Raw genomic sequence first — 12,712 nt, forward strand, 5'->3', positions numbered from 1 at the left:
GATATGAAAAGTGATCGGAATTACCAGTCTTGCTGAAGAGTTTATAAATTTAAATGAGAAAGCCCATGTTTTGCCGCTTGCAAAAATCGTTTGTTCTACCAATCCTTGCAACAATAATCTTTCCAGTGCCGGTTCAGGCTGTCGAACTCAACAACCCTCTCGCACCTATTGCCCGCCCTCAGAATGCACCGCTGCCTCACGCCCATTATGGAGTACCAAGACCGAACCGCAATTATAAACCGGAACAGACAAATCCCGGTGGGCCAACATATAAATTGGATACCGGCCCTGATATTAACCATCAACAATGGTGTAGCGACCGTTATAGAAGTTATCGTTCGTCAGACGATACTTATATCGATCGCGGTGGTGTGCGACAAACTTGCAAATCGCCTTTCCCTAAATAAAACATTTTTATAAACCGGACGCGCTTTCATAGTCGATCTATCCGGCGGTTGGTCGTTAACCTATCAGCCACGCAAGATCATCGTCATAAAAATAAATGATATTTTTGCTCGTCTGCCAAACTCGATCAAACGGCAATTGCAAAAGAAGCGCGCCACGTCGGTCGCACTACCCTTCTTTTAAAGAGCTATCAGGGAAAATCTTTCGTCGCAATAAGCCGGACTTCTCCGGTTTTACTTTAACCGTTGGCTTGTCGATTATGTCCGGTAAAATTCGCAGTCAAACCGGATAATCTTTGGCCGACATTACAAATTGATACCAGAGTTTCCAGAAGCCGATAATGAAACAACTGACAGAACGGTTCAAAAACAAACATAATGTCACAGTGTTTCAGCCCGTGCGTTGATCGCAAGTTAAAAGACGATTATCGCAATTGTTGATTTCCTATATGATACAAAAAGAAAAAGGGCTGACATTGCCAGCCCTTTTTCAAAAATTCGGATTACAAAAACGTGCGATTAGTTACGTGTTTTGTCAACCAATGCGTTCGACTTGATCCACGGCATCATTCCGCGCAATTTTTCACCGATTTGTTCAAGCTGATGGCCGTCGTTAATGCGGCGGATAGCTTTGAAACGAACAGCGCCGGATTTATATTCCTGCATCCAGTTGGAGCAGAATGTACCGTCTTGAATATCGTTCAAAACACGCTTCATATTGGCCTTGACTTCATCGGTAATGATGCGCGGACCACTGACATATTCACCCCACTCGGCAGTGTTGGAAATCGAGTAGTTCATATTGGCAACACCACCCTCGTAAATGAGGTCAACAATAAGCTTCATCTCGTGGCAGCATTCAAAGTAAGCCATCTCGGGCGCATAACCGGCCTCGACCAATGTTTCAAAACCGGCACGGATAAGGTTGACCAAACCACCGCACAGAACGGCCTGTTCACCGAAGAGATCGGTTTCAGTTTCTTCCTTGAATGTTGTTTCGATAACACCTGAACGGCCTGCACCAATTCCGCAAGCATAGGAGAGAGCGAGATCATGTGCGTTGCCTGTTGCGTCGTGACCAACAGCGATAAGACTTGGAACACCGCCGCCGCGCTGATATTCGCTGCGCACTGTATGTCCAGGGCCTTTGGGAGCAATCATAATGACATCCACTGTCTTTTTCGGTTCAATCAAACCGAAGTGGATGTTGAGACCGTGGGCAAATGCAATTGCCGCGCCGTCGCGCAAATTGTTGGCAATGTGGTCTTTGAAGATATCTGCCTGCAATTCGTCAGGTGTAACCATCATAATGAGATCGGCCCATTTGGCTGCTTCGGCAACCGAAACGACCTCAAGCCCGTCGGCTTCGGCTTTTTTAGCTGTTGCAGAACCCGGACGAAGAGCAACTTTAATTTCCTTCACGCCGGAATCTTTCAAGTTCAATGCATGGGCGCGGCCTTGAGAGCCATAGCCGATAATACCGACTTTTTTGGATTTTATCAGGTTTACATCTGCATCACGATCATAATAAACACGCATAGAAAACTCCCTTAAATTTGCGTTTCATCAGTTTTGTTCGTCTTTTTTTGCCCGAAAAGAGCAAAAAATTGCCTTGTCGCTGTGCGAGCTTCACGGATAATGTCTTCATCATCCATATGAAAATCATCGCCCAGCAATTTGCGTATCTGGACATCACGAACGACGAGACCGAAAAATGTCCGGAATGCATTGTCGAGATCATCCAATTGTAAAAAACCGCAGTCCCGCCCGATTTCCAGAATCGGCTTCAAACGCCGCGCCATTGCAAAAGGCCCGCGATAAAGCACAATATCTCCAAGGTTGGACTTACCCGCACCGGCTTGACTGACCGCAAGCCGGTTGAGCGCTATCGAGGTCGGAGAGGTCAAAACCATCAACCAGTCACGCGCAAAATGTTCCAAACTGTTGAACAGGGTTTGTTCATCAACCGCTTCGCGGCTGATTGGTACGGCGCGAACGCGCGAAGCCTGCCACTCGACCATCGCTTCCAAAAACGTATTGCGATCGCCAAACCACTTATAAAGCGTTTCTTTCGAGCAACTCGCAGCTTCTGCAACTTTCGACATCGTCAATGCCAAATGATTTTTGACGAGCAAATGCAACGCCGCATCGAGAACGTCTTTCTGACGATCTGTCAAATTATTGACCAAGTTGTTGACCGTGGCGTTTGACGATTGTTGCATTTCCGCTGTTTTCATCTTTTCTCAGTACCGTACCGTACGGTTCTTTACCATGCTACGATCATCTCTTAATAGCAAGCGTTATTTTAACAGATATTGTTTTTTAATTGGTAGAAGGCTTTTTCATTGATGAGTTTTTTAACTTGCCATCAATCGTTGGGCAATTTCCTTTTTTTCCAGCACCGGAACACGGTTGATAATGCGTGCGCGACCACGCCGGTAAGGCAGATGTGAATAACAAGTTATAGTATAACAGGATAGGCCTGCCCCAGACCCGCAATAACGGGTTGAGCCATGATTACCCCGATTATTGCATTCTGCCGGTCAAACTTCATCGACATTTGGATAGTATGGCCGGCGTTCGCGATCCTGTTCACGACATCAAACAGTAATCTGCGTACCGATTTCAACAACACGACCGGTTGGAATCTGGAAATATTCTGTTGCATCTGCCGCTGTTCGGGCGAGGAAAATGTAGAATTTATCCTGCCACATCGGCATATCCGACTTGGCCGCGGGTTTGATTGACCGGCGGGAGAGGAAAAATGATGTGGTCATAATATCGAATTTCCAACCAAGCTTGCGACAAATTGCCAAAGCCTTCGGAATATTTGGCTGCTCCATATAACCGAATGTCAAAGTCACCTGCATAAAGCGTTCGTTAAATTGCGATACTCTGGCCCGATCCACGGCCGGTACACGGGGTGTGGAGGCGGTATTAACAGTCAATATGACATTGTTTTCGTGCAAAACTTTATAGTGCTTGAGGCTGTGCATCAAAGCACTTGGAGCGCTTTTCGGATCACTGGTCAAAAAGACTGCTGTTCCCGGCACAATAATCGGCGGTTTTTCCGCCATCTTGTTGACAATAAGATCAAGCGGTACTTCGGCCTTGCGGGTTTTTTTGAACAAATGGCGGCTGCCACGAACCCATGTCCACATAACGAGGATAACGCTGCAAGCAAGCCCTACAGAGAACCAGCCACCTTCATGGATTTTGACCACATTGGCACTGAAGAAAAGAAAATCGAGACACAGAAATGCAATCGTCGGCACAAGGCATAAAGCAAGGCGCCATTTCCAGATCCGCTTCATCACAATGAACAGAAGCGATGTGGTCACGATCATATTGCCGGTGACCGAAATACCATAGGCGGCTGCCAGATTGGATGATTTTTCAAAGCCGATCACAAGACAAATAACGATAACCGCAAGGAGCAGATTGACCCGCGGCATATAAATTTGCCCCAAATTTTTTTCCGAAGTGTGCAAAATTTCAAGTCGCGGCAAAATATTGAGCTGAACAGCCTGTCGTGCCAGAGAAAACGCACCTGTGATAACGGCCTGTGAAGCGATAACGGTTGCCATTGTTGCAAGAACGATCATCGGTATAAGCGACCATTCCGGCAACATTTGATAAAACGGATTTACAGTATTGCGCCCGTGGGAAAGAATGAATGCGCCCTGCCCCAGATAATTGAGCACAAGACACGGAAACACAATCCATAGCCAGGCGGCTACAATCGGACGCCGTCCGAAATGTCCAAGATCGGCATAAAGGGCTTCGGCACCGGTGACAGCCAGAAAAACAGCCCCGACGGCTGCAAAAGATGTCGCGGGATTGCTGACAATGTATGAGATCGCATACCATGGCAACAATGATTTCAAAATCGTGAGATCATCAAATATGTGAAAAAGCCCGAAGCCGCCAAGTGCAAGGAACCAGACCAAAGTGATAGGCCCGAAAACGATAGCCACCTTTCCTGTTCCAAACTTTTGGACAGCAAAAAGTGCAACCAGAATAACAAGTGTCAGTGGCACAACAAAAGGTTCAAGGTCGGGGGCCACAACCTCCATACCTTCGACTGCCGAAAGCACCGAAACGGCAGGGGTAATGACGGCGTCACCAAAAAATAGCGAGGCGCCGAGAATGCCTATTCCCAAAACCCACCCCCCTCTTTTCCGGAAGGTGGAACGGGCAAGTGCCATCAGCGAGAGAATGCCGCCCTCGCCATTATTGTCGGCGCGCAAAACAAACACGACATATTTGATTGTAACAATCAGCAGTAATGCCCAGAATATAAGTGAAATAACCCCGTAAACATCATTTTTTAAAATATCATGATTACCCGCACCAGCGCGCAACGCCTCGCGAAATGCATAAATCGGGCTGGTTCCAATATCACCATAGACAACACCGATTGCGCCAATCAAAAGCAGTAAAAAACTCTCTTTGGAATGGTCATTATTTTCATCGGCTGTTGTTGGATCATCGGTCACAGCGTCAATATCTTGAGAGTCCGCCATAGCGCAATCCTTTCAGCCGAAATTGTTATCCAGTTGTTGAGGTAGAAGACGGGTAAAAACGACCTTGATCTTACATATTCACCTGATGCCCGTTTGGCCGGTTAAATTGCCAATGCTCTTTTAAATCTCAGAACAGTTTCTCTCATTCCATGTTCCAGAGCATCCGCAATAAGTCCGTGTCCGATGGAGGTTTCATAAAGCCATGGCACACTTTTGACAAGAGGGGGCAAATTGGACACCGTCAAATCATGTCCGGCATTGACGAGAAGCTTCAATTCCTTGGCGCGCTGCGCAACGATTGTTACCGCTTCAAGGGCTTTTGCCTGTTTTTCGTCGCTGTCATAAGCGTCGCCATAAGGACCGGTATAAATTTCAATACCGTCGGCACCGATGTCTTTGGCGGCTTCAAGCCCGTCGGCAACAGGATTGACGAACACAATGACACGAATCGACCTTTCTTTCAGCCGGCTGATAACGGGTTTCAAAAATGCGCTATCACGACCAAAATCCCACCCATGGTCGGAAGTTGATTGTTGCGGGGAATCGGGAACCAAGGTTATCTGATCGGCATAAAGTTCTGCCATATCCAGAAACGTCTGATCCGGATAGCCTTCTATATTGAATTCCCGATTTGGAAATTCATCGTCAATCAAACGACGTATATCGGGAAGATCGGTAAACCTGATATGACGCTGGTCAGGACGGGGATGGACAGTAAGTCCGTCAGCACTCGCATCCAGCGCTATGCGCCCCATACCGACCACATTCGGCCAAGGCAAATTCCGGCGATTGCGCAACACCGCGATGGCGTTAAGATTAACCGAAAGTTTTATTGTCATCGACAGCACCTATCAAGTCCACTTAAAATCTGTAGTATTGAAAACTTCAGACGTTACATAAAATTCTACATATAACTTAATTGAGCCACAAGAAAGGGCAAAAGCATGTTACCTGAAGATACAATACCGGTGATCTCCAAGATCAAGACCAACCGCGCCGGTGCAATCGGTTTTTCCATTAACGGCGTGCTTTTTTCTTCAGATGTGGAAAACCTCTATGGACTTTTTGAAGCGGAGGCGGAAGGCTTTGACTCTATTGATATGATTGTCATTTTTAAAGAATATGACGGAATTGATTGGGAAAGCCTGTTTAACGAGGATACAGCCAAGCTCAGAGCAGAAGCTTTCACAAAACTAAGGCGTTATGCCATTGTCGGCGGCCCTTCTTGGCTCAAACTGGCGGTCGAGTTTTTCCGGCCTTTCGGACGCGTCGAAACAAAATGGTTTGCTTCTGAACACATTAACGATGGCTGGAATTATATAGATGCAAAGCCGATCGAATGAGATAAGCACTTTCGATTGACTGATTCCATAGAGCTTTAAAACGACAATTAAAACCGGCTTGCTGGAAGTTTTTCAGTTTAACTTGCCACCGGTTCCTCGGTATAAATCGACACAATATTCCATTCATTGTTCGTGTATATCGAGCGATAATTGCCGTTTTATCCGTGATCGATTGTGTGCAATCGACAAATTTATCACGTTCCTTTGGAATTTATCACGTTCCTTTGGAAGCGTTTTCATAACCCTTTGGCAAAGCTACCGTGGTTCATATTTTTTAAAATCGGTTTTCAAAAGCAATTCTGCCATTCGAGCGTTTTAAACTCTATTTTCAAAAATCATATTCCCGCTTCCGGAGAGCACACAAAAATTCATTTCCCCTATTGGCGACATTTTAATTTTTTAAAAGAATAAGGGTGAGACAAACGGTTTCACTGCCAAGGAGCCAGCAATCGCAATCGGCCGCACTTTCTTGCCTCCATCGGAATTTTCCAATGACAGGTTTTACTCGAAAGCGATGAATTGCCAACAGGTTTTCAACATAAGCATATCGCCGATAACTCCACTCAAATCACCAATTTCGCTCAAATCACCTTCTCGAACCATCTCCCGACTTATCCGTTTCTATTGCAACTTTTACCGGAATAAAGATGCAATAATTGCACTATCCGGTTCAGACAACGAAGAAATAATGAGAGGCATCCACAAATCCAGAATAATCCTGTGCGGATTCGGCTGGCCTCATTGGCGAGCTTTTCAAATAACCTGCTTTTTTATCCCCCCCCTCAAAAAACCGGATTGGCTTTCAAATTTGCCAATTCAATCTATAATAGAATAATAGCCCTTATAATTCAAAATGTTCCCGATATTTTTTAAATTATCAGTTGAAGATATTGCTATAGCTTTCATCTTCTTACGAAAAAAATTTTTTGATTTTTGTTAAAATTATCAACTGTTAAGGCACTAATTTCAGCAAATGAACTTGCGAAACAATAGTCTCTTGGCATATGAATTGCTAGACGTTATTGTAGAAGTCGACCGGGAGGTGGCCGAGGGGCGGCTAAATCCACTGCAAAATTTTGCGCGGTCGATCAGAGGGAGGCTTCATGGCTTACAAAATCGAACAATTGAAACAACCACGTCCTCATCGCGCGTTTTACAAAGTCCTTTATATTCAAGTATTATTCGCAATTGTTTGCGGTATTTTGCTTGGATATTTTTATCCGGATGTTGGCGCATCTTTGAAGCCGTTGGGTGACGCCTTTATCAAATTGGTCAAGATGATTATTGCTCCGGTTATCTTCTTGACCATTGTGAGCGGCATTGCCGGCATGAGCGACCTGAAAAAGGTCGGGCGTGTTGCGGGAAAATGTATGCTTTACTTCTTGACCTTCTCGACATTGGCATTGATCGTCGGCCTTGTTATCGGAAATGTTCTGCAACCGGGCGCGGGCATGCATATTGATCCGGCGTCGCTCGATACCGCAGCAGTTAAAGTTTACGCTGAAAAAGCTCACGATTCGTCGATCGTCAAATTTTTGATGAATATCATTCCGTCAACCGTCGTGTCGGCTTTTGCGGAAGGTGACATTCTTCAGGTATTGTTCTTCTCGATTCTGTTCGGCATTGCGCTTGGATCAGTCGGCGAACGCGGTAAACCCATTCTGGATTTCATCCATGCATTGTCGACGCCGATTTTCAAACTGGTTGCCATTCTGATGAAGGCTGCTCCGATTGGCGCTTTCGGTGCGATGGCTTTCACTATCGGAAAATACGGTATCGGCTCGGTCATTAATCTGTTCTTTCTGGTGGCAACCTTCTACATCACGTCGATTCTGTTTGTTGTAGTTATTCTGGGCGCGGTGTGCCGTTACAACGGTATTTCCATCTTCAGAGTGATCCGCTACATCAAAGATGAATTGTTGCTGGTTCTCGGTACATCCTCGTCCGAAGCTGCGTTGCCAACCTTAATGGAAAAGATGGAAAAGGCCGGTGCGAAGAAGTCGGTTGTCGGGCTGGTTATTCCGACCGGTTATTCATTCAACCTTGACGGCACCAATATCTATATGACTTTGGCCACATTGTTTATCGCCCAGGCTTTGGATATTAATCTGACACTCGAACATCAGATCCTTATTCTGGTCGTGGCTATGATTTCATCGAAGGGTGCAGCCGGTGTTACCGGTGCGGGCTTCATTACTCTTGCGGCAACTCTTGGAGCCGTTCCGGCTATTCCGGTTGCCGGTATGGCTATCATTCTCGGTATTGACCGTTTCATGTCGGAGTGCCGCGCATTAACCAATCTCGTCGGCAATGCGGTTGCCTGTATCGTTGTTGCACGTTGGGAAAACGAGCTTGATACTGTTCAGCTCCATAAAGTTCTGGGTGGCCACGAACATCAACATGGTCACCACCATGTCGAGGCACCGAAAAGCGAAGAAGCGAACTGACAATGTCCGGTTCATCGCATGAGACGATATGTCGATTAAAAGCCCCTTTTTCGGGGCTTTTATTTTTTGGTACGTTTATTTTTTCGCGGCTTTTATTTTTTGGCGCTTTTATTTTTTCGGCGCTTGTATTTTTTCAGCGCTTTTATTTTTTCGGCAGTTGTATTTTTTCGGCGCTTGTATTTTTGGCAATCACCGATCAATCCCTGCCACGATCAATCCACGCCGCAATCACCCCCTGCCCCGATCAATTCATGCCCAATTGACCGTAAAACCTATGTCGGGTGGATTTGGCTATTTTAATAAATGTTATGGTTAACCGCTTGAGCCGGCAGAATATAGATTCCGCTTTTTTGGACTATCTCGCACAAGCTTTTGCCGTGGCTCGTCAGACCTTGCTCAAAAGACCCAGTTCTTTTGCAACAAAGTAATAAAAAGTGACACGATTTTTCATATGTTCACCTTTCAGCAAATCGGCAACCTTTGTGACTGCCTGTTTGCTCTTTTCGGCATCTGCACCAAGTTTTTCCGCTGCCCATTTTGCCACGCGTTGAAGCTCTGCCTCGTCGGTTGCTGCAACTTCTGAAGCGTCGCGGTTTTGTAACGCAAGCGATAAACGGTTTTCCAATCGTTTAATTGCTGCTTCATCCGGATTTCTGTCATATTTTTTGATCTGGTCGAGGTGTTTTGTCATCGGTTTCAGGCTCCTGTCGATTAAATGTCCGCTTAACAGTAAAACGGCGGGTAATTTTCCACTTGTTTTATGGGCTATGAATTGAATTTGGATGTTTGACCGTTTTTCCATTCATTCAAACATCACTGTTTATGAGATAGAGCCAAACATCACTGTTAATGAGATAGAGCGCGAAAAAGTTAGACAACCCCCCTTCCCACCGCCAATTGATTTACCTATATTGGCTTTGCTGGCTTGCCAGCTATGGTAATAAATGGACAGTGTAATAAACCCATTGGACCCGGGGGCGGTACCCGGCGCCTCCACCACAATGAAAAGGCGAAGAAATTTTCCAAGCGTTTTCATTATGAAGGGGGCGAAACAGGATCGACAAGGGCGTAAAGATTGCTCTTTTACCCGGCATTGTACCACCGTTATCGGGCTAATTAAGTAGTTGCAAATGACAACTATGCGGAAGCTCGTCTCGCTGCTTAATTGCGGCGCGAACGCTTCAAATCAAGTCTTGGGCCTTCGCCGGTCCAAGCGGGGTTCGGAGGCACCTGGCAACAGAAGCCTTCACTTTTTTACTCGACATTTTTGAAAGTTTGCCGCGATTTTCTTACAAGAATTTATCTTCAAGGCGCATTCACTCAAAAATGCCATTCTCTATTGTGTCGGTAATCCGGTCTCAAGCGCATCTTTGTTGATATTTACGAAAAAAAATTGAGAAGATTGTGATTGCCTCATTGCATTAAGAACGGCTACACTGCATTAAGGTTGAGTGCCAATTTTGCATAAACTACGTCGCAGAAGGAACAGGTTTTCAATGGTTCACGATCAGATCCGTTATGACATTCTCGTGCAGGATGCGTTGCGCAGTGTTATTCGCAAAGTATTATCCGAAGTGGCGAAGGCCGGCCTTCCAGGTGACCATCATTTTTTTATAACCTTCCTTACAAACGCTCCCGGTGTGAAAATATCGTCACGCCTGAAAGAACGTTATCCCGAACAAATGACGATTGTTTTGCAACACCAATTTTGGGATTTGAACGTTTCCGAAAGTGGTTTTGAAGTGAGCCTCTCATTTGGCGATGTGCCGGAAAGACTGGTCATCCCCTTCTCGGCCGTTCAAGTATTCTATGACCCGACAGCAGCCTTTGAAGCGGCCTTTGATCTCGCATCCGACCAGCCGAAAAGCGACAATGACAGCCCCGAAGTCAAGACTGTCACAAACGAAACCAAAGGCGGCGAGCTTGCACATATCGGTGACAAAAAAGATAAGAAAAAATCGCCGGTCAAATTGAAGCAGCATACAAAGGCCGCAGACGAAACGGATAAATCGCCTAAGAAAGAAAAGGAACCGTCGTCTGCCAATGTTGTTTCGCTTGACGCGTTCCGGAAAAAATAAGGCTTTTTAAATGGCTGAATTGGTCAATTTACGGCAATTTCGTAAACAGAAAAAACGTCAGTCGGAAGAAAAGCAGGCAACCGAAAATCGTATTCTATTCGGGCGCACAAAAATCGAACGCCAATTCGATGACCGGAAAAAACAGAAAACAGACGGATTTCTTGATTTAAGAAGAATTACCCGCAACAAAGATGAAGAATGAAGCTCCCGCCTCTATCACCAGCATTGATTGGCTTAAGGCGCGGCCTAGAAAATTGTCCGTGCGCATAGATGGACATGCAACAAGCATATCGCTCGAACAAGCCTATATTGATATTTTATTGCAAGAAGCGGAAAAAAGGGAACTTTCCTTTGCCGGAATTGTCACGCTGATAGATGAAGCAAGGCCGGCGGAAATCAATCTTTCAGCGGCGTTGCGTCTCTTTGCTTTGAAACTGGTGCAAAATTCCGACATTTGAGAACCCGTTTTACGACCGCAATTTTTTATAAAAAAGTTCCCAATCAGCTTTGCTATTATCTGCATCGGAACACCGGCTGGCGGATGAATTTTGCTGAAACCTGCGTTTCAAACCATTCAAGCCGGTTTGCGTTAAAATGGTGCAGTTTTTCAGTTTCAAAGTAAAAATGTATTATTTTTTACCAAAATTTGACAATAACCATTACTTACCGCTTTTTATCGTTTATATTTTAACCGATTTGAACAAACCGACTTGATAGAAGAGTGCCAACCGTCTAACTCAACGCTATGGAACATTTTGCCGATTCAGACAGTGCTTTACCGCCTTTGAAAGACCCGCAATTTTTAACTGAATTTGTGGCCTTGATGGTATTGAAACGCGATGTTTTCTCTGAAACGCGGGTCGGCTATTTTGCTGACGAACCGCATAAACGCGTTATCCGTCGCATTGTTACCGCTGCGCCAAAATGGTCACGCCCGCTTGCCTGGATATTGGCACGAAGAGAAATAAGGGCATTAAAAAAAGTCCGCGGGCTTGAAGGTGTGCCGCAACTCATTGCCGTTGATAAAGACGGGCTTTATCGTTCCTGGAGCGAGGGAACGCCATTGCATCTCGCGCGGCCGAACAAACCCGAATTTTACCTGAGCGCATTCAAACTCCTGCGCAATCTGCGGCGCATGGGTATTACCCACAATGATTTGGCAAAACCGCAAAACTGGTTGATGACAAGTGACGGTAAAGCCTCGATCATCGACTTTCAGTTGGCAAGCGTACACAAGCATCGCGGCGCTCTCTACCGCTATTTTGCCTATGAAGATTTCCGCCATCTTATCAAACAAAAAAGAAGTTTTGCGCCTGAACTGATGACGCCCACGGAAAAGCGGATACTGAAAAACCGCTCATGGCCGTCGCGACTTTGGTTGGCAACAGGCAAACGTGTCTATAATTTTATAACCAAAGATATGTTCAACTGGTCGGATGGAGATGGTACCGGCGACCGCATCCAGCATCAGGGGCCGGCCATACGGAATCTTTTGAAAAATAACCCCGATATTGGTGATATTGCGCTTGCGACATATTCGCTTCCTGCAAAAGGTGTCGGGCTTTATGTTTTTGTCGAATCTGACAAACTTGACGAACAAGCCGTTCGCAATCTTCTTAAAGATCAGAAAATTGAATCGCTTCAGGTTGTGCATCAATTGCCGAAGCGTGAAGATGGTTCGATCCGCGAAGACATTATAAAACTTGTCGCCATGAACGAGCTTAATGATCTTGTCGCGTTGATTAAAAGAGAGCCGGACTTGAAACCGGTTGTTGCGCCGATTATAGACAACCGGAAGAATTTGACCGACCGTCGCGTCTATCAATATGAAGTGCAACGTAAAAAAAAGTGATTTTCCGATCATTTTCGTGTTAAAGCGTCAAGTCTGGCCTAGCAGAAAATATCTTGAACCAT

General features: G+C 45.6%; 12 protein-coding genes and 1 other RNA gene. 8 read left to right on the plus strand and 5 right to left on the minus strand.

The features are described from left to right. The first annotated feature begins 65 nt into the window (after window positions 1-65). Window positions 66-407: a BA14K family protein gene (locus tag H3S94_RS12110; RefSeq protein ID WP_077994585.1), complete on the plus strand. Its 342-nt coding sequence runs from the start codon at window positions 66-68 to the stop codon at window positions 405-407. A 516-nt stretch (window positions 408-923) separates the two neighbouring features. Here H3S94_RS12110 and ilvC read toward each other — a convergent pair. From ilvC to H3S94_RS08870, 4 genes are all read right to left on the minus strand, one after another. Next, window positions 924-1,943, minus strand: coding sequence for a ketol-acid reductoisomerase (ilvC, locus tag H3S94_RS08855; RefSeq protein ID WP_077992708.1), 1,020 nt, complete (start codon window positions 1,941-1,943; stop codon window positions 924-926). A gap of 11 nt (window positions 1,944-1,954) precedes the next feature. Beyond that, window positions 1,955-2,626 carry a TetR/AcrR family transcriptional regulator gene (locus H3S94_RS08860; RefSeq protein WP_077994586.1) on the minus strand — a complete coding sequence of 224 codons (672 nt, stop codon included), beginning with the start codon at window positions 2,624-2,626 and terminating at the stop codon, window positions 1,955-1,957. Window positions 2,627-3,004: 378 nt separating this feature from the next. Then, a complete protein-coding gene (locus H3S94_RS08865) occupies window positions 3,005-4,930 on the minus strand; it encodes a potassium transporter Kup (protein WP_077992710.1) in 1,926 nt (641 codons plus the stop codon). Between the two features lie 101 nt (window positions 4,931-5,031). Further along, window positions 5,032-5,769, minus strand: coding sequence for a pyridoxine 5'-phosphate synthase (locus H3S94_RS08870; RefSeq protein WP_198240820.1), 738 nt, complete (start codon window positions 5,767-5,769; stop codon window positions 5,032-5,034). Window positions 5,770-5,874: 105 nt separating this feature from the next. Here H3S94_RS08870 and H3S94_RS08875 point away from each other — a divergent pair, with 105 nt between their 5' ends. Then, the gene (locus tag H3S94_RS08875) at window positions 5,875-6,273 is read left to right on the plus strand and encodes an STAS/SEC14 domain-containing protein (RefSeq protein WP_198240821.1); all 399 of its coding nucleotides are present in this window, start codon (window positions 5,875-5,877) and stop codon (window positions 6,271-6,273) included. Between the two features lie 1,103 nt (window positions 6,274-7,376). Next, window positions 7,377-8,720 carry a dicarboxylate/amino acid:cation symporter gene (locus H3S94_RS08880; RefSeq protein WP_077992715.1) on the plus strand — a complete coding sequence of 448 codons (1,344 nt, stop codon included), beginning with the start codon at window positions 7,377-7,379 and terminating at the stop codon, window positions 8,718-8,720. A gap of 385 nt (window positions 8,721-9,105) precedes the next feature. Here H3S94_RS08880 and H3S94_RS08885 read toward each other — a convergent pair whose 3' ends face one another. Continuing rightward, window positions 9,106-9,411, minus strand: coding sequence for a DUF2853 family protein (locus H3S94_RS08885; RefSeq protein WP_198240822.1), 306 nt, complete (start codon window positions 9,409-9,411; stop codon window positions 9,106-9,108). A 189-nt stretch (window positions 9,412-9,600) separates the two neighbouring features. Here H3S94_RS08885 and ssrA point away from each other — a divergent pair. The 5 genes from ssrA (at window position 9,601) to H3S94_RS08910 (ending at window position 12,650) form a co-directional block, all read left to right on the plus strand. After that, window positions 9,601-9,971: a transfer-messenger RNA gene (gene ssrA / locus H3S94_RS08890) on the plus strand. Between the two features lie 245 nt (window positions 9,972-10,216). Further along, entirely contained in the window at window positions 10,217-10,798 is a 582-nt protein-coding gene (locus tag H3S94_RS08895; RefSeq protein WP_198231297.1) for an SspB family protein, read from the plus strand. Between the two features lie 10 nt (window positions 10,799-10,808). Further along, entirely contained in the window at window positions 10,809-11,000 is a 192-nt protein-coding gene (locus H3S94_RS08900; RefSeq protein WP_198240823.1) for a DUF4169 family protein, read from the plus strand. Continuing rightward, window positions 10,990-11,256 (plus strand): ribbon-helix-helix domain-containing protein, encoded by a 267-nt coding sequence (locus H3S94_RS08905; RefSeq protein ID WP_198240824.1) that lies wholly within the window; start codon window positions 10,990-10,992, stop codon window positions 11,254-11,256. Before H3S94_RS08900 ends, H3S94_RS08905 begins: the two co-directional genes overlap by 11 nt. Before the next feature lie 287 nt (window positions 11,257-11,543). Beyond that, window positions 11,544-12,650, plus strand: coding sequence for a serine/threonine protein kinase (locus tag H3S94_RS08910; RefSeq protein WP_198240825.1), 1,107 nt, complete (start codon window positions 11,544-11,546; stop codon window positions 12,648-12,650). Window positions 12,651-12,712 lie beyond the last annotated feature (62 nt).

It is taken from the genome of Bartonella sp. B10834G3 (genome assembly GCF_016102505.1).
Classification (GTDB): domain Bacteria; phylum Pseudomonadota; class Alphaproteobacteria; order Rhizobiales; family Rhizobiaceae; genus Bartonella; species Bartonella choladocola.